This window comes from Pseudomaricurvus alkylphenolicus (assembly GCF_011683955.1).
Taxonomy (GTDB): domain Bacteria; phylum Pseudomonadota; class Gammaproteobacteria; order Pseudomonadales; family Cellvibrionaceae; genus Pseudomaricurvus; species Pseudomaricurvus alkylphenolicus.
Genome location: NZ_JAAQPI010000005.1, coordinates 1 through 17,851, shown reverse-complemented (window position 1 = coordinate 17,851; position 17,851 = coordinate 1). Strand labels below are relative to the sequence as shown.

General features: G+C 53.5%; 12 protein-coding genes and 1 pseudogene. 2 read left to right on the top strand and 11 right to left on the bottom strand.

The window, feature by feature from the left end:
* Nucleotides 1-81 precede the first annotated feature (81 nt).
* Nucleotides 82-828, top strand: coding sequence for a TrmB family transcriptional regulator (locus HBA55_RS14365; RefSeq protein WP_166992586.1), 747 nt, complete (start codon nt 82-84; stop codon nt 826-828).
* 77 nt (nt 829-905) lie between these two features.
* Here HBA55_RS14365 and HBA55_RS14360 read toward each other — a convergent pair whose 3' ends face one another.
* The 5 genes from HBA55_RS14360 to HBA55_RS14340 form a co-directional block, all read right to left on the bottom strand.
* A complete protein-coding gene (locus tag HBA55_RS14360; protein ID WP_166992583.1) occupies nt 906-3,167 on the bottom strand; it encodes a TonB-dependent receptor in 2,262 nt (753 codons plus the stop codon).
* Nucleotides 3,168-3,460: 293 nt separating this feature from the next.
* Nucleotides 3,461-5,083, bottom strand: coding sequence for an arylsulfatase (locus HBA55_RS14355; protein WP_166992579.1), 1,623 nt, complete (start codon nt 5,081-5,083; stop codon nt 3,461-3,463).
* Between the two features lie 138 nt (nt 5,084-5,221).
* Nucleotides 5,222-6,409 (bottom strand): MFS transporter, encoded by a 1,188-nt coding sequence (locus HBA55_RS14350; protein ID WP_166992574.1) that lies wholly within the window; start codon nt 6,407-6,409, stop codon nt 5,222-5,224.
* A gap of 11 nt (nt 6,410-6,420) precedes the next feature.
* Nucleotides 6,421-7,446: an agmatinase gene (speB, locus tag HBA55_RS14345; protein ID WP_166992567.1), complete on the bottom strand. Its 1,026-nt coding sequence runs from the start codon at nt 7,444-7,446 to the stop codon at nt 6,421-6,423.
* A gap of 2 nt (nt 7,447-7,448) precedes the next feature.
* Complete coding sequence (locus HBA55_RS14340; RefSeq protein ID WP_166992561.1) at nt 7,449-9,653, bottom strand: TonB-dependent receptor; 2,205 nt, start codon at nt 9,651-9,653, stop codon at nt 7,449-7,451.
* 164 nt (nt 9,654-9,817) lie between these two features.
* Between HBA55_RS14340 and HBA55_RS14335 the strand changes: the two genes are divergently transcribed.
* A complete protein-coding gene (locus tag HBA55_RS14335) occupies nt 9,818-10,726 on the top strand; it encodes a LysR substrate-binding domain-containing protein (RefSeq protein WP_166992556.1) in 909 nt (302 codons plus the stop codon).
* A gap of 13 nt (nt 10,727-10,739) precedes the next feature.
* Here HBA55_RS14335 and HBA55_RS14330 read toward each other — a convergent pair whose 3' ends face one another.
* From HBA55_RS14330 to HBA55_RS14310, 6 genes and pseudogenes are all read right to left on the bottom strand, one after another.
* The gene (locus tag HBA55_RS14330; protein ID WP_166992551.1) at nt 10,740-11,021 is read right to left on the bottom strand and encodes a helix-turn-helix transcriptional regulator; all 282 of its coding nucleotides are present in this window, start codon (nt 11,019-11,021) and stop codon (nt 10,740-10,742) included.
* Nucleotide 11,022: 1 nt separating this feature from the next.
* Nucleotides 11,023-12,348 carry a type II toxin-antitoxin system HipA family toxin gene (locus HBA55_RS14325; protein WP_166992544.1) on the bottom strand — a complete coding sequence of 442 codons (1,326 nt, stop codon included), beginning with the start codon at nt 12,346-12,348 and terminating at the stop codon, nt 11,023-11,025.
* 87 nt (nt 12,349-12,435) lie between these two features.
* A complete protein-coding gene (locus HBA55_RS37440) occupies nt 12,436-12,870 on the bottom strand; it encodes an SLC5/6 family protein (RefSeq protein WP_240946093.1) in 435 nt (144 codons plus the stop codon).
* Nucleotides 12,833-13,884: pseudogene (locus HBA55_RS14320) on the bottom strand (sodium:solute symporter family transporter). The gene HBA55_RS37440 and the pseudogene HBA55_RS14320 overlap by 38 nt, the downstream one beginning before the upstream one ends.
* 181 nt (nt 13,885-14,065) lie before the next feature.
* Complete coding sequence (locus tag HBA55_RS14315) at nt 14,066-16,927, bottom strand: TonB-dependent receptor (RefSeq protein WP_166992538.1); 2,862 nt, start codon at nt 16,925-16,927, stop codon at nt 14,066-14,068.
* Nucleotides 16,928-17,416: 489 nt separating this feature from the next.
* Nucleotides 17,417-17,851: substrate-binding domain-containing protein (locus HBA55_RS14310; protein ID WP_166992531.1), on the bottom strand; the 435-nt coding region annotated here is incomplete at its 5' end.

The window sequence follows — 17,851 nt, the reverse complement described above, 5'->3', positions numbered from 1 at the left end:
TTTTGGTTACCCTGTAAACTGTATATAAAGGTATTTATCTGTCACAATAGAACTTGTCACCAAATAATTGACAAATAGGCAATGACCATCCATCAAACCTTACAACGCTTCGGGCTTGAGAGCCGGGAGACTGACCTCTTTCTTGCCCTGACCAAACTGGGCCCGGCCTCCATTCGAGATATTGCCGAAGCGGCGGGAATTAATCGCGGAACCACCTACGAGCTGCTAAAAGGTTTGCAAAAAAAGGGCTTGGTGAGCTATCACCCCAAAGGCAAGCGTCGCTTCTTTTGCGCCGAGCCCCCGGAGCAATTGATTCGGCTGGCAACGGATCAGCAGCAACAGATGTCCACCGCGGTAGAACACCTGAAGCAGGATATCGTGCCGGATCTGCGCATGATCCGCACCGACAAAGATGCCACCCACGTACGCTATTACGAAGGGGATGACGGCATTGAACATGTCCTCAAAGATATTTTGAATACCGTCGGAGCCTCGGAACAGAAAACCTACTGCGTCTATTCATCGCGGCTGATTCGAAAACATCTGTACCGCCCTTTCCCAACGTATACCCGCCAACGGGTGCAACGGGGAATTGGTGTTCGGGTGATTGCCATTGGCGAAGGTGGTGAAGAAGCACCACTGGCGGAAAGAAAATGGATAAGCGCAGATGACAGCCAGGCAGGAGCGAGTTATGTGGCCATATACCCGCCCAAGTGCGCCATGATTTCATTGACGTCTGAGCAATACCCGACGGCAGTGGTTATCGAGTCTGAGAGTATTGCCCTGGCGATGAAGATTTCGTTTGATACCTTGTGGCAGTTTCTTTGAAAGTATCTGCTGCCGTCGTCGGCAAATGTTGGCGGGTTACGCCTTCGCCTAACCCGCCCTACCGCTTTACTATCAGATCAGAAGCTGTATTCAGCCGTCACGCCGTACCAGCGAGGCGGTGCGTACATCGCGGTGGAACCACCGGAACCGAAGTCCAGATTGTAAACCCGATACTCCTCGTCCGTCAGGTTCTTGACCCAACCGCTGAGACGCCAGTTCTCGGTGGTAAACGTCAGACTCGAGTTCCAGACTGAATAGGAATCCTCGGTAGACGCTGCAGAATTGTGACCTTCGAGATACTGTTCATCGTAGGCCACACCATCCACCTGCAGCGCCAACTCACCGACGGATAAATCCCAGGCTTTGCGGCCCAGGAAGTTAAAGCTGTAACCCGGTGCGCTGGGCAACTCGGCATCGATGGTCACACCATCAATTGCCGTGTCCACATCCTCGACGTCCGAATCCATCACCGACAGACCAAAGATAAAGTCCCAGGAGTCGCCGGGCGTCAGGAACAGCTCAAACTCCGCCCCTTGAGCGGTGGCATCTTTGTTGGCGACAGAAGGCGTAAATCCGGTAAACGAGAAGGATTGATAATCCTCGTAGTCGTAGTAGAAAGCCGTTGCATTAAAGCGGGCCAGACCATCGCCAAACTCGGTTTTGATACCAAGCTCGTAAGAATGCAGCGTTTCTTCGTCGTGACGAATATTCGCCAGCTCCAGCTGACCGGCATAGACGTTCTGGTTGGGTGACCAGTTGCCGCCCTTGATACCACGGTTATAGGAAGCAAACACCAGCGTGTCTTCGTTGAGGCGATAATCCAACTGCAGACGCAGAGCATAATCACCGTAATCGATCTCCGCCATGTCCGCGCCCAGACCGTCGTCAATCAGGGCCTGTTTGAAATCGAACAACTCTGGCTCTACGCGACCGGGATCTGCCGGGTCTTTAAAGTCGTTGGTGAAGTCGATTTCCTTGTCGTCCTGAGACCAGCGATAACCGGCAATCACCGTCAGGTCTTCGGTCAGATCGTACTCGTACTGACCGAAGATGGACCAGTTGGTGGCCTCCAGATCCACGGAGACCTCGCGGCTGGCCGTGGCGGATCCAAAGAACAGTTCGCCGGAAACGGTTTGCAGCAGGTCCAGATCCATGTCCAGGTAATAGGCGCCCACCTGCCAACGGGAATTGTCACCGGAGCCGGAGAAGCGGATCTCCTGAGACCACTGAGTGAAAGGGTCTACGGTATTCTGGAAATCAATGGCGGGAATACCCAGGCCATCGCCGTCTTCCAGGTAATCCTTTTCCATCTTGGTGTAGTTGGTGATGGAGACAAACTCGATGCCGTTCTCCAGCTCCCAGGTGAGTTTGGCGGTACCACTGAACACCTCGCGGTCAAAGTAACCCTCAGTGTTGTTGTAGTGCTCGTCGGATTCACCGGTCAGGGGCGAACCACCGATAATGTCGGTACCCAAACCAGTATCCGGATCACCGCCGGTGTCCAGGAAAATATAACCACCGGTGGCCACATCGGTGTCTTCAGTATATTTGAAGGTCAGATCCAATTGCGCCACCGGACTGAGGTCAAACTGGAACGCTGCGCGCAGCGCGTAGCCGTCAGCCCCCTGCAGATCACGTGCTGCCTTGCCGGGGTTACCGATCGCGCCCTCAGTCAATTCGTACAGAGGGCTGGGGCCATCCTGAGACTCGATATAGCCGTCCGCCTTTTCCCAACGGGCGGACAAACGGAAACGCGCGGTTTCGCTCAGCGAACCACCCACGGCACCTTCCACCGTACGCTTGTTAAAGTCAGAGTAGGAACCTTCGATATAACCATTGAGCTCCTCTTCGGAAGCATCGCGGCTCACATAGTGAATCAGACCACCGGTGGCGTTACGGCCAAACAGGGTGCCCTGGGGGCCACGCAAGACTTCCACACGCTCAACGTCAAACAGCTGGCCGCTGATGGCGTTCATACTGGCAACGTAGACGTCGTCACTATAGACTGCGACCGGCGCTTCCAGATTATCGGTGAAGTTGTTCTGGGAAATACCCCGCAGATTGAAGGTAGTCAGGGTCGGGGACCAGCTATTCACCTGCAAACCGGGGACTTGCTGAGTAATTTCTACAGTATTGGTCACACCTAAGGCTTTCATTTGATCGCCGGAAAATGCGGATACGGAAATACCCACATCCTGCATGCTCTGCTCACGCTTCTGAGCGGTTACCACTACCTCCTCGAGCACGTTTGCCTGCAATGGCAATAAGGGAGTAAACAGTGACGCAGCGATCACGCCGCGAATGGCACGGCTAAGTACAGTCTTATTCTCTTTAGACATTTCTCTCTCCTGAAATGAACGGTCTGGCAGGTCCGGCCACTGGAATAACCGCCCTACCCTAGCTTGTGGAATTATTGGTTTCCTCAAGCCTGACTCAAGGTACCCTGACTACCCCTGAGTGGGTATCATCTAAACTGATGAAAGTAGTTAACATGTTATTTTTATTGATGAAATTTCACCGAAACACATAAAAAAATCCCCGCTTATGAACTGTTCATAAGCGGGGATAAAGGAGAAGTCCCGGTTAAACCTCGACGAAGAACACCAGAACAGACAAGAATGCGTTACAGATTCTAGTAGCCACTGACCCAATCGGGCAAAATCACACCGTTTTTATCGGCATAGGCCTGCCAACGGCCAATCATGTCGCTCAGAATACTGGGGTTGGAGGCGGCGAGATCGGTTTGCTCACCGGGGTCCTGGGCGAGGTTATACAGCTGCCATTTGCCGTTGCCGTAAGGTTTGGGCAGATGCACAAGCTTCCAGTCGCCGTAGCGGTAACCACGCTTCCCCATCAACTCCCAGCCGGCGTCTATGGTCTGACTCGATGATTCGGACAGGAACGATTGGCCCGTCATCGGCAGTACCTCTCTGCCGGCAAAACGGGGGCCCGGCACGGGAATACCGGCCAGCTCCAGCAACGTCGGCATCACGTCAATCGCTTGAATAAAGCGTGAATCCACCTTGGACTTTGCCTTTAGGCCCGGATAAGCCAGAAACGCTGGAGCCTTGATACCGCCTTCGGTGGTAAACCCCTTGTAGTGTTTGACCGCTCCGGCGCTGGCACGGGCCCAGTTGGCACCTACCAGCAGGTAGGAGTCCGCCTTGCCCATATTGTCATAACTGTTATTACAGCACTCCTCGACCCAGGGTTTGACTTCCGTGAGACCGTGGTCCAGATCATGGCCTTCCGCACCGTTATCACTCATAAAAAAGATGATGGTATTGTCGTATTCGCCGATGGATTTGAGGTAGTCCACCAGCTTGCCCATGTAGATATCGACATCGTCCATCATGGCCGAGTAGATCTCCATCTTGCGGGCTTCGACCTTACGCTCCTGCGCGGTCAGTTGTGACCAGGGGCGGCTCTCCGGTGCGCCCGGCACAGGTTCGCTGCCCTCGGGCAGAACGCCCTTGGCAATCGCACCATGGATACGGTCAGTCAGAAGCTGGTCATAGCCCTTATCATAGCGACCCCGGTATTTGTCGATGGAAGCCTTTGGTGCCTGAATGGGCCAGTGCACGGCGGTATAGGCCAGGTAGGCGAAAAAGGGTTTGTCTTGGGCGCGGTCCGCTTCGATATAGTTCATCATTTTTTCGGTAAAGAAGCGGGTGGAATAGAAATCCTCGGGCAGTGTGACCGATTTGCCGTCTTCGCGGTACTTGGCCGGCCCCCCAAACAACCCCAGGTCGTCAAAGTGGCCTGCCCCCCCCTGCAGCAGGGCGTAGGATTTTTCAAAGCCTCTGGCCTTGGGGCTGTGTTCTTCCTTTAAACCCAGGTGCCATTTGCCGGTCATGTAAGTGTTGTAACCGGACCGCTTGAGTACCTCGGCAAGGTTGGCGGCGCGGGTGTTGAGATGGCCTTCATAGCCGGGTTTGCCCTTTTGGTTAGGGGACAATTCTTCGTGCATATTGCCCAGGCCCACCAGATGACTATCGGCCCCGGTCAGCAGCATGGCGCGGGTTGGCGAGCAGGTGGGTGCGGTATAGAAGTTGGTATAACGGGTGCCCCCCATGGCGAGCTTATCGAGATTGGGGGTCGCGATCTCGCTGCCGTAACTGCCAAGGTCGGTATAGCCCAGGTCGTCGAGCACCACCAGCAGGATATTGGGTGGTTTGACCGCTGAAGTCGATGCCATGGCCAAGGCCAGATTGGAAAAGGTCACAAACAATAACGACAGCAGGAGCTTTGGCATCCTGGATATTCCTCTTGGTTATTTGCAACTGAGTTTATCAGCTGAATTTCCGCTCCAGCATCCTCAGAATAGATGAACAATGGGAAAAAGAGCCGGGGCCAATAGTTTCCAGTGTGCCCCGGCATCAGGAGAGAGGGATTAATGCGCAGGCCTCTCAGTCTTGGCATTCAATACCGGAGCGGCCATTACAATACTGATCAGGGTTAAGACCACTGCCAGAGTCACTAACGACAATACGCCGCTTGACTGCAACAAATTGCCTCCGATCAGAGGCCCCACCGCCAGACCGCCGCCACTGGCCAGATTGGTCAACATAATCAGGCGCCCTGAAGAGTCCGCCTGGGCGACACCCGCCATCAGGTAAGGCAGAATAAAATTGAAACTGAAACTGAAAGCAGACACAGACAAAACGTAAACACCGGCAGCGCCCGTCTGTGATAACCACCCCATTGCCATTAGCGATACTATCAGCGCCAGCAGTACCGGCCCAAGGCGACCGTAGCGAATATGCAGAACGGCTGCCCCCAAAGCGCCGGCTATACCGATCAAGGCGGCCACAGACAGACCTTCGGCGATTGTGGTCGACGGCAGTCCGGCCGCAACGCCTATACGCTCAAGGTACACCCAGACGCTGTATTGCCCGATATAAAAAACGAATATTGCCACTATGCCCAAGAGTGCCAATCGTTGCCCGGGCTGCCGCCAGGAGAGTGCTGCAACCCTGTGATCGACACCCGTTTGTGCGCCCTCGGGCAGATGGCGAACCATGGTGAGAAACAGGCCGATAAAAATCGCCACCAGCAAATAGAAAAACCCGAACCCAAATTGAATCAGGAGCTTGGGCAACAGATACAGGCCAAGGGCTCCAAATATCAATTGCCCGCTAACCCAAAGCCCATAAACCCGGTCCGGATTGGCGTTGCCTGCGATCATCGCGATGCAGGTGGACATGGACACACCTGCGGCCAAACCAATGGCAAAACGCAATACCAGCAAGGTGCCATAATGGCTGACTTGAGAGCTCAGCAGATTGCCCATCAGCATAAGTATCAAGGAAGTTGCCACCAGTCGCTGCCAGGGCCATCTTGCCGCCAGGACGATCGCGGCGAAGGTGGCCACCGACATGCCCAACAGTTCCGCTGAGATCACCCCACCGGCTTGTGCCTCGGTAAATCCCAGTTGGGTAACCATGGCACCCACCAGCACCGGCGAGACAAAAAGCACGGCAACACTCAATACACCCAATAACACCAACGCGATAATGTTGAGTCGGTTGTGACCCTGGTTCGCTTTAACTGTCGCTTGAAGCGATCTGGAGGCAGTCATAGGCTTGCTCCCTAACCCTTACGACGGTAAACAGCTTCTGCCACAACGCACAACATCTCCCACATCATGGTGGCCGCCACCAGGGCTGTATTGCCGCTCGGATCAAACGGAGGCGCAACTTCCACAACGTCCGCCCCCACCAGATTGAGTCCACGACATCCGCGAATCAATTGTTGTACCTCCCTTGGGTTAAGTCCACCGACTTCCGGCGTTCCGGTACCCGGCGTAAAGGCGGGATCAATAGCGTCCACGTCAAAGGAGAGATAGACGGGATGGTCCCCCACAATCCTTCTGACCTCGTTAATCACTGCCTCAACACCCAATCGATAAAACTCCTCGATATGCACCACACGCATACCGCTGTCATAGGAAAAATCCCAGTGCGGCTCTGCGCGGCCCCGTATACCGATCTGTATCGTCTTTTCCGGCTCGATCACACCGGCCAGTGCCGCATTGCGAAACGGGCCGCCGTGGTGAAACTTGGAACCGTTAAAGGGGCCACCGGTATCGGCGTGGGCATCAATATGTATCAATGCCACCGGCTGCTCAGCACCCACCGCCTTAAGAATAGGATAGCTGATGGAGTGATCGCCACCGGCCGTGATCGGCACCACCCCTGCGTTCACCACGCGATGGTAGTAGGCTTCGATTTCCTCGATTCCCTGGTCCAGGTGATAGCAGTGCTCCAAATCGATATCACCCAGGTCAGCATAGCGGCACAGTTGAGCCGGGATAATTCTGCTTTCATGGTGCATCGGCCCATCCGTCATCGCCGAAAGCTGGCGAATTTGCTGAGGCCCGAAACGGGCCCCCGGGCGATTGGTCACACCGAGATCGAAGGGCACACCAATGAGCCCTATGTCGATGTCATCAAACGCGGATTCGATGGGCGCCCGCAACAGGCTGGAATGCCCCACAAAAGGTTTAACGCTGGAGCCGTCCTGCTCCTTTGCAGCGTAATAGTCATTCAGTCGCTGATCGCGAAAGTCCAGGCGTTCGGCAAGTTTGCGCAGTTGTTCTAGCTGTTGCGAATTCATCGTTAGTTCCAGTGGTAAGTGAGTTCAACACCGAAGGTTCTTGGAGCCCCAATAGTGCCGGAGGCCAGCCCCGCCGGGCCGCCGATAAACTGCTCGGTAAAGTACTCTTCTTCATTGAGGTTTTTGACCCAGGCCCGCGCCTGCCATTGCTCATCCTCCGGGCTGAGCGTAAGACTGGCATTGGTAATCAGATAACTGTCTTCGCTGGCTCTGGGATCATTGGCAATGCTGAAGTAGATATCGTCCTGCCAGGACATATCCAATGCCGCTTTAAGCAAGTAATTTTGCGGCAACTGCCAGCGGTAGCTGATCACACTGTTCACCGTCAGCTCAGGAGTATTGGCCAGTCGATTGCCTTCAGCGTCGGTGCCCAGATTGGTTTTGTATTCCACGATTTCCGTGTCAGAAAAACCCAGGCCCAAACGAATGTCCAGGGCTTCGGTTGCCAGCCAGCGGACTTCCAGTTCAAATCCCCTGACCTCCGCGTTGCCGGCGTTGTCCAGCAGAAAGGCGCTGGTGATTACGTCAGTATCAAAGATCTGCAGATCCTGATAATCGTAGTGGTAGAAGGCACCATTGAACTGCAAACGGTTATCAGCCAGGGTTGCCTTGAAGCCGAGTTCATAGGCATCAATGGTTTCTTTGTCGAAGGGGCCCGCCTCTTCCACGCTTAAAGTAAAAGAGCCGTTAAAACCGCCGGATTTAAATCCGCGACTGTAACTGGCGTAAAAAAGCCAATCATTGTTGGGCGTCCAGTCCAGCGCGATTTTTCCGGTGGGTTCGGTGACGCTGATGGTTTTGTCATTCAGCTGCCCACCGGTCAACCCGAATTGCCCCAAGCCACTGGTTTGCGGGAACAGATCTACCGTGCCTCCGTCAAAGGTGACTTCCTCATCGGTTACCCGAGCCCCCAGCGTCAGCTTGTATTCATCATTGATTTGCCACTCGGTGTGTATAAACGCAGCAGTGGTGGTGGTCTCCTGCTCAAAGTCCACATCGTAGGAAGTGGCAAACAGGGGATTGTTGTTAAGGTTATAAAAGTCGTGCTCATGCAGAGTGTCCTGGCTGTAAAACAGCCCTGCAATCAGGGTGACGTGATCCCAGCGGTCGGTGCTCACGCGGAGTTCCTGTGAGAACTGTTCCACCTCCCCGTCAAAACTGGTATGCACAAGAGTATTGGGTGAGGCATCGAACTCTTCTTCCCGATAATATTCAAAGTCTTCGTGATTGGTGACCGCCGTAAAGGTCAGATCCCCCAGATCCCACTCCATGGTCAGAGTGGCACCCAGCCCTTGATTATCAATGGAGGGTTCGCGATTGTAGTCACCCCGATAAAAATCTCCGTCATTGTCGCGATAGCCCAGAGCATCGTAACAGGACGGCCCCACTACCGTTGGACAGGGATTGCCTTGTTCGTCTCTCAGACCTCGATGCACCAGCATCCACTGGTCGCTGCGGTCTTTGCCGCCGTGTACATTCAGCAAACCACTGAAGGAATCCGTGGGCTCCCACGCCAGCTGCGCGCGCCAGGATTGTCGTTCAACCTGACCGTGGTCTTTGCCGGTGGTGCGATTGGTAAAAAACCCTTCCTTTTGACGAGTGCTGGTAGCAGACAGGCGACCATTGAGGGTTTCGGTAATCGCACCACCCACGGCCCCTTCCAGAGTCGTCAGCTGGTAGTCGCCAATACCTGCTGCCACATAGGCTTCGAACTCGTCACTGGGCTTATTGGTGACAAAGCTGACCGCCCCACCGGTGGTATTGCGGCCAAACAAGGTACCCTGAGGGCCTTTCAACACCTCCACTCGTTCCAGATCAAACAGGCCGAAGCTCATCATCGAGGTATTGACCTGGTAAACCTCATCCAGGTATACCGCGACAGAGGGATTCACATTCGAGACAAATGCATTAAGCCCCACCCCACGCACGGTAAATACCGGTGCGGTATTGCCCGAGGCATTTTTGACCGTCAGGCTGGGGGTCTGTGCGGCCAGGTCTGAAGGCTGCTCCATGCCGAACGCGGTAATATCCGAGCCGGTAAATGCCGTCACCGCAATACCCACATCGTTGAGGTTTTGCGCACGCTTTTGGGCAGTAACCACTACCTCTTCCAGTTGAAAAGCCGTGGCATTCCATGCCAGAGACGCCATCATCAGGCCCACCGCAAGTGGATGGCCGGTAAATGATCTGCCGGTTTTCTGTGTCATTATCTCTTCCTCTTCGCCAGTCGCCGCATGGGTTCTGGCCGGTTATTGTGTTGGCTGATAAGTTCACGGAGACTCCACGAGTTAGACTACTGATGCGCTTTACTTTATTAAACCAAATGTTTATAAAGTCTACTTTAGCTTTTATTACGTATTGAGACAGCACCGTGCCCATACGCCCGTTAGATGCCTCCCTGCGGCAATTGAAGATTTTTAAGTCTGTGGTCGAGAACCAGGGCTTTTCGTCGGCTCAGGCGGAGCTGAACATCAGCGCTGCCTCCATCAGCGTGCAGATGAAGGAGCTGGAGGAACAGCTGGGGATGATTCTGTGCGAGAGGGGTCGTACGGGGTTTAAGGTGACCGAAAGGGGCCTCGCAGTCTACGAGGCCACCAGAGGCCTGTTCGCCTCCATGGACAACTTTAATCTGGAGATCGCCAATATCCGCAGCGAGCTCAGCGGCGAGATTCGTATTGGCCTGCAGGATAACGTTTCCACCAATCCGGATTTCAAGTTGGCGAAAACACTGGATCGCTTTCATCAGCGCAGCAACAGCGTGTTGTTCCGGTTGGAAGAAGCCGCCTCCAGCGAGCAGGAGTCGAGAACCCTTGAGGGGCGTTACAACTTGGCCATCGGTATTTTCCACCAACGTTTGCCGGGGCTGACCTATCACAAACTGTTCGATGAGCGAGTGGTTTTATACTGCGCGAAGGGTCATCCGCTATTTGCCGACGATAACCGCAACATTACTCTGGAGGAATTGACCAAGCATCGATTCGCCAGCACCGGGCTGCTGCAAAAAACCGTACAACAAGACCGCGATTTTAATCCCCAGGCGCACGCCCTGGCAGAAAACATGGACGCTATGGCGTTGCTGTTGTTATCCGGGCATTACCTGGGTTATCTGCCGGAGCATTTCGCCAGAACCTGGGTGGAACGGGGAGAAATGCGCGCACTGCTCTCCGAACAGAGCAGTGGCAGCGTGGCGTTTCATACCATTACCAAGCGCGGCGTGTTACAGCCGTTTGCAGTGGAGACGTTTATTCAGGATTTGCTGTATTGTCATCATTTGGTTTGAGCGGCGCTGCAAACTAACGCTGCACAAACCCAATAGAAAACCCGAACGGTTTGCCTATCTTTTTGAGTGTTTCCAGCTCCGGGTTATGCTGATCATTTTCAATGGCACTGACGACTTTTCGGCTGAGCCCAACGATCTTCTCGCCGTATTCCTCCTGCGTCATCCCGAGCAACAGCCGCATGGCCCGCGTCGCCTGCCCGATGGTGAGTTCGCCGATTGGAATCTTTTCCAGCAGTTCATGTTTACGGGTGTTAAAAGTCGCTGGATCGACCTTTTCTATTTTTACTCTGGGCATCTCAACACTCGCTCAATGATAGGATGTTATTTTCGATGGCCGTCCGGCGCCGTTCAATAATAGATGCATCGACACCCGCCGCCGACATGTAGTCAGGCAGCTGGCTTAGCTCTTCACCAAACGCCCGCATCTCATCTTTCAAGGATTTTGCCTCTAACCAAGGTTCGAAAAATTCACAAACCTTTGCCCAGATCGGGCGACCGGCTTGTTCTCGCGATGGCTCCCAGCGAGTAACCCGGGCAATCCCCTCCGGGTCGAGATACATAGGCGCGAAATCGAATAGCGGGCTAAGCGCGATCTCGCCTGTTTCGTTACGAAGAACCGCAGTGTTGCGACCGTGATTATCGGTATTCCCCAAGGCTACGTTCAATACATCACGCTTCAAGTACTCAACAATATTTTTAAAGCAAGTCCGTCTGGGCAGATAATTCAGCAGCTCAGTGCAGAGAAACTCATGTGTTTTGGCTGCACCAAATTCACTCACGCCGGCAATTGAATATAGAGATTCCATTCCCTGCCGGGTTACCGTCCCTCCTTGTACCAGGCGATCAAAACGTGGAATAAACAAGGCATTGCCTTTCCGACACAGAGGTTCACCAACATAGAGGTTACAGCGACGCGCCACCTCTAGATAGGAGGCCTCGTTAATCAAAACCTCCCTATCCGCCGCAGTCGATCCCCGCGGAAATTTTACGATCCAATGCTTGCTGACCTGCTCATCGGACAATGCCCCTTCAGCATGCCATCGACCCTCAAGGTCTTGGACCAGCAAGAATTTGGGGGCCTCGCCTTGCACATCCGTAGCACCGGCAACTGCCGCACCCTGCTGGTAGGCATATTCGATAAAGTTTTCTTGTTTGCTGACAATATCTTGCTGAGAAAACCCAGGGTGATCCGCGCGAGGGACCAATTGCCCTTCGGCATTCGGCAGTGAGCCGGCCTCCCTAAAGGGAGAATCCACGGCTTCCTTGATTCTCAGGTTTCCCGGTGGATTGGCCGTGGCATGTTGCAGCAAAGCAAATTCGCCGGACAGTCCGGTTTCAACGTTGAGTCTTTCGGCCCACCGGCGTCGACCTTCTCCGCCAGGAAGAATATCCAACAAGAATGCGGGCCAGTGGTCACTGCTGTGGGAACTGAAATCAACTGGATATCGACAACTGACCACGGCACCCCCAACGCAGTCACTGCCCAACTCCTGTACAACATAGGCGTAATCATAATCAAGCCTGGAGGGTGAACGATGGCCTTCCTCTGCATTTGAGAAGCCAATTTGGGCCGCGTCCGTCCATTGTCCGTTGCGGTAGGTTTGAAGGGTTAAGTGCCTCATATGGGAAGCATAGGGGGTCATAAACAAGGGGTCAAGCAGTTTTATGACCCCCTATGCTTCCCATAAAAAGTGAACATCCTCCGCAAACTAACAGTCCCCACTGGCGGGTTTCGCCGACAACATGCCCCACTCCCATTGCTCCCGCTCGCCATAAACCCAGCGGTTAATCAACAACGCTGAAGCTATGCACACGACCAGAGTCACAAACATCAAGTGGATATAGTGAGCAGGAGTCCAGACAAAGGTAAATATCCCGTACAGAGACACGCCGATAACCACCGCCGCTATTGCCGCCCGTGCGTCCACGTTTCTGAACAGTAAGCCCACGATAAACGCTGACAAGATTGGCATACTCAGGAGCCCATTGAGTTGTTGCAACAGATTGATAATGCTGACAGCGCCGCTGTAGATCGGAACCAAAGACAGTGCCAACACCACAAATACCAGAGTGATAATGCCGTTCAGGCGAGCGACATTGGGGGCCTTACCAATGTATTTTTCGTGAATATCGCACACATACATACAATGCTGTTGAGGAGTTGAGTACACTGTTAAAGCTGGTAAGCACCGCTGCAGCTATGGCGGCTGCAAAGGCTCCCGATAACCAGAAAGGTAATACATCACCGACTATTCGACCATAGGCGGCATCGCCGATATCGCCATAGAGTTTGTAAGAGACAATACCCGGAATCACAATCATCGGCGGCACGATCATCAAACGAATAATCGCGGCTACATAAACCCCCTTCTGCCCTTCTTCCAATGTTGGCGAGGCCATGGCCCTTTGGGTGATGGTCTGGTTGGTGCTCCAATAGTAGGTTTGGATAAAAATCATACCTGTAAACAGGGTAGTCCAGGGTATGGGGGAATCACTGCCCCCAATCAACGTCAGGCGCTCTGCGGGAATACCCGTAAAATCGAAACTGATGCTGTCCAGCGCAAGATAGACAACAAGAAGCCCTAACCCCAGCAACAATACGCCACTGTAGGTGTCCGATATGGCGACAGCTCGCAAACCTCCCAATACCGCATAGGCCGCACCCACCAGCGCGAATCCCGCGGCCAGCACCATAATTGGCAGCTCCACGTTAAACATGGTTTTCATAAACAGGGAACCGCCATAGAGCATGACCGGCAGGTAAATAAAAATAACACGCTGACCAATGTGCGAATGCGGTGGTCATGGTAGCGTTTTTCCAGCAGTTCCGTGGTGGTGGTACAGCGGTAACGGTAGTAAACCGGCAGGAATACCTTAGCCAAAACAATCAGCCCGGCAACCGCGGCAAATTCCCACCAGACCAACAGCGCCATCTGGTTGCCGTTCATGCCTACCAGCTGGTCGGCACTGAGGTTGGTTAAGGTGATGGAGCCGGCAACGAAGATCCAGGAGAGGCCACCGCCCGCCAGAAAGACCTCTTTGTTTTCACCGCTGACGGAATGATCTTCAGACTTTTTGGCCGCGTGACATTTGAGAAACGTCGCCACGCCGATAGCGACTGAGATGAAGACAAAGACCGTTAATTGTATGGTCTGCATTTCCATAGTTTAACCCAATTTGCCCAATTCTCTGTAGCAGTCCGCTCCGAGGGCGACCCTGACTTTTGTATTTGTCGCGGTACCCGTTAAAGCGGGGCAGGCTCTCAGAGCCCGCCGCTGCAGTGAGTTCAATCATTGACGTTAAAGTTGAGGAGTGCCGTTCGACACTGCCACCTGCAACTTAGAACGATCCTCTAAGGCCCAGGTTAAAACGACGGCCACGCTCTTCGTAGTAACGAATCAGATTTGAGGCTGCGTCAAAGTGCACAAACTCTGTTTCGTCCAGCAGGTTTACCCCTTCAAAGTACACCGTCAGGAAGTCATTGAAAGTATAGCTGGTGGTAAAGTCGAGTTGGTTGTAATCGTCAACCCGCTCGGCCAGCCCCTGCTTGCCGTTGGTGGTTCGGATGTAGTCGCCCCGATTGTTAAAGGAGAGACGAGCGCTGAAGTTGTCGTTCTCATAGAACCCGGACAGGTTGTAAGAACTTTCGGAGACATTTTCAAGCGTGGAGGTCTGGCCTTCCTGCTCTGCATCACTGTCGACAAAGGTGTAGTTAGCCTGGAAACCAAAACCGTTTTCAAAGTAATGGGTATATGCCAGCTCAACGCCCGTGACTTCGGCGTTTTCACCGTTAACCGGCTTGGTGACTTCGAATGTGCGATCAAACACAAACTCGGGACCCACCTGGTTGGCGACAAAGCCCTTGATATCCTTGTAGAACAAGGCTACGGCAGCGTTGTTGTTCTCGCCATACCACTCCAGAGACAGATCCACATTATTGGCACGGGTGGGCTCCAACTCGGGGTTACCGGCAGTAATTGCCTCGGTACCCACGTTGGTGCCGGTTACGTCGCGGGCGGTGGACAGGTCCGTCAGGGTTGGCCGGGTAATGGTCTTGGAAAAGGCCGTACGCAGCAGCAGTCCATCATCCAACTCCAGGGTGAGATTCAGGGACGGCAGCACATCGGTATAGCTGTTATCGATATTGCGTGGCGTATCACTGGAGAAGGTAAAAACCTGGTTACCTGCACCGGCATCGGTAATCGATGTGATCTCGTTGGAGTGACCACGGGATTCCAATTTGGTGTGAGCAATACGCAGGCCTATGTTACCGGTCCAGTGCATATCGCCAAGATCACCCGACAGGTTCAATTGGCCGTAGACGCCGAGAACCTTTTCGGTAATGTCGGTGGAGCCAGTGAGGTTAAGTACCGGTGCCAGGATCTCGCTACCATCGCTCAAGGCGGGATTTCCTGTAAAGTCATGAATCGCACCGGTGGGGTTACCTTCAGCATCCAGTACCGGGTCACCCTGGTTAACGCTGGCGTAAATGTCACGCAAGGCATCGGTTGAGAAGGCCAGGAAGTCGCGGGGCAACTGCTGACTGGAGCCATCCAGAAGGTTACTGACGGGAATGGATTGAACAAAGGCGCTATCGAACAATTGTGGATTCAGGCCGCGAACCGAGAAGCCGTAACCACAGAAGTAGTTACACCAGTTATCGCGGTTATCCCTTAGTTCGTTCTTTTTGTTACGGTCCGTGTAGTCCCCACCAAACTGAATGGAGGTCTCATTATCAAATACCCATTCGCCATCAAAATGGAACGTCAGCACTTCGTCTTCCACGGTGTTGTTAGACTCGCGGGTAAAGTGCGCACCGAGCAAGCGGGGGTCTGCATTGGCAATAGGCACCACAGCGGGACCAACACCTGAAGCAATCACAGGATCATAGTTGGGAACAAAGACATTCCAGTTGGGGACTTCTCCACCGCGATAGCGATATTCAGCGCGAGAAGCGGGAATACCCACCACGTAAAAAGATCCACTGCCGCTGTCGGAGCCAATGTTGTCACGCTTTGCCTCGGCCTTGGAGTAAGACAAGTCCGCCTGCAGATTGAGGCTGTCATTGACCTGCCAATCCAGGTTCCAACCGATCTGAAAGGTTTCGGAGTCCGCCGACTGCTCGCGGGCCAGAAATTCCGCCGTGTAGTCTGCATCGAATGCGGTGATGACACCGTTTTCCGCCACCTCGATATTGCTGAGGCTGGCACAACCCGGATCACAGGTATAGTTGGTTTGCACAACTCCAAAGCCAGGACTTTCCAGCTGGGTGTAGAGCATATCCACAACCATGTCGATCTGGTCGTTGGGCTGGAACTGAAGCGCCAGGGTGCCGCTGATGCGCTCACGCTCTTCCTCGGTGGAACTGAAGGCAAGTGAGGTCCAGCGGGCGTTTTCGTGGGCCAATGTCTGCCCGGGCTGGGAACCAAAGCGGGTTCCGTCTGTGGCGACATCCATGGTAAAGGTATCGATACTCTCGACGCTGTCGACACGGAAATCTCGACGCTGAAAGGCAACCGATGCGATCACACCAACAGTATCATCCAGGAACGAGTTACTGATAACACCGGAGAAGCGCTCACCTTCATCTTCAATCAGGTCATCATAGCTGCCGCCCAGAGACCAGGCGCCATGAAACTCCGGTTTATCAAGCGGGCGTGCCGTAATAATGTCAACCAGTCCGCCGATACTGCCATCCCCCAAGGAGGCCTGAGAGGTTTTATAAACATCCGCGCGAGAAACCAGCTCAGAGGCCACATTATCGAAGCTGAATTCACGGCCGGGGTTCTCGGTGGCCAGCAGGCGTCCGTTATAGGTGACTGCATTAAACTCTTCACCCAAACCGCGAATGGTCACAAAGCGGCCTTCACCGCCACGGCTGCGTGCAATTGCCAGACCGGGTACACGCTGCAGTGATTCGGCAATGTTGGTATCCGGGAATTTACCCAGATCCTCAGAAGTAATGGCGTCCATCACGCCGGCGGCGTCTTCTTTGATGCTGGCTGCGTTCTGCAGGCTGCCGCGAATGCCGGTCACCTGAATCTCCTCAAGCTCCGCCATCATTTCCGCTTCGGACTTGCCGTCGAGTTCACCCTGGGCCTGGGCATTCAGCGGAATCAGGTAACCACCCAAGGGCAAGAGAACGCCGCCCAGGGTCACGATTCTGATGTGCTCGTAGAGTTTGTTCGCTCTTATGTTCATGCTTTTCTCTCACTAATTATGTTGTTTTCAAAAACTGCAATCGGGCAGTTTGTCAGAGATGGTTTCAAGCGCTTGAAGGTGGGCACTGTTGTGATCAAGATGACTGCTAGAGGCCGTCGGGGAGCTCATCCCGACTTTCTTCTTAACCGATTAAGAACCCTGAGTTAATCTTTGCCGAATTGGCGTTCTATCTCAAGCGTCGAAGGGTCTTAATTTTTTCTTAATTTCGTTTTAATAACCGAATGGAAATAGACCAACCACGCTAAAAAACCCAACGAAATACAAACCCAAATATTAAGTAAAATTCCAGTAACAGAATTTTTTGGAGCTGCCTCGCTTTGTTCAGCATGGTGAGAAAACTGTAGTAAAGGCACCAGAACCAGTCGCCCTCGGAGCGGGCTGCTACAAAAACCGCTCCAATCTGTAGCAGCGGGCTCTGAGGGCCTGCCCCGCTTTATCGGGTACCGCGATAAGTTGATTGCTTTACGATTAAGGGCAACTTTCCCGAATCATTAATTCGGTGGGAATCACGATACTTTTTTCCTCCCGCATGCCCAAAAAGATTTCGGCAGCCACCGTACCTTTATCTTTGCTTTGCTGGTGAACTGTTGTCAGGGTGGGATGTTGGGTATGGGATTCCGGAATATCATCAAAGCCGGTAATCTTCACATCTTCCGGAACTCTGAGATTCAGATGCCGAGCCGCCTGTAACGCTGCCAACGCGATGCGATCACTCATGCACAAAAGCACTTCCGGTCGCTGCTTTGATGTTAAGGCTTCTTTGGCGGCCTGATACCGGCTCTGTTGCAATTCCGGTGAATTCAGACAGAATACGTTACCCAATTGCCTAAGCTGATTAGATACCGAGCGAACCAGGATGAAGTTTACAGGACGACACTTTAAGAAGGACATCATATTGCAAGC

What these genes read in the sequence shown, in the direction of transcription:
- HBA55_RS14350 (WP_166992574.1), bottom strand. Translation starts at nt 6,409, where the DNA reads ATGACTGCCTCCAGATCGCTTCAAGCGACAGTTAAAGCGAACCAGGGT.
- HBA55_RS14325 (WP_166992544.1), bottom strand. Translation starts at nt 12,348, where the DNA reads ATGAGGCACTTAACCCTTCAAACCTACCGCAACGGACAATGGACGGAC.
- HBA55_RS14355 (WP_166992579.1), bottom strand. Translation starts at nt 5,083, where the DNA reads ATGCCAAAGCTCCTGCTGTCGTTATTGTTTGTGACCTTTTCCAATCTG.
- speB (WP_166992567.1), bottom strand. Translation starts at nt 7,446, where the DNA reads ATGAATTCGCAACAGCTAGAACAACTGCGCAAACTTGCCGAACGCCTG.
- HBA55_RS14330 (WP_166992551.1), bottom strand. Translation starts at nt 11,021, where the DNA reads ATGCCCAGAGTAAAAATAGAAAAGGTCGATCCAGCGACTTTTAACACC.
- HBA55_RS14365 (WP_166992586.1), top strand. Translation starts at nt 82, where the DNA reads ATGACCATCCATCAAACCTTACAACGCTTCGGGCTTGAGAGCCGGGAG.
- HBA55_RS37440 (WP_240946093.1), bottom strand. Translation starts at nt 12,870, where the DNA reads ATGTATGTGTGCGATATTCACGAAAAATACATTGGTAAGGCCCCCAAT.
- HBA55_RS14340 (WP_166992561.1), bottom strand. Translation starts at nt 9,653, where the DNA reads ATGACACAGAAAACCGGCAGATCATTTACCGGCCATCCACTTGCGGTG.
- HBA55_RS14360 (WP_166992583.1), bottom strand. Translation starts at nt 3,167, where the DNA reads ATGTCTAAAGAGAATAAGACTGTACTTAGCCGTGCCATTCGCGGCGTG.
- HBA55_RS14315 (WP_166992538.1), bottom strand. Translation starts at nt 16,927, where the DNA reads ATGAACATAAGAGCGAACAAACTCTACGAGCACATCAGAATCGTGACC.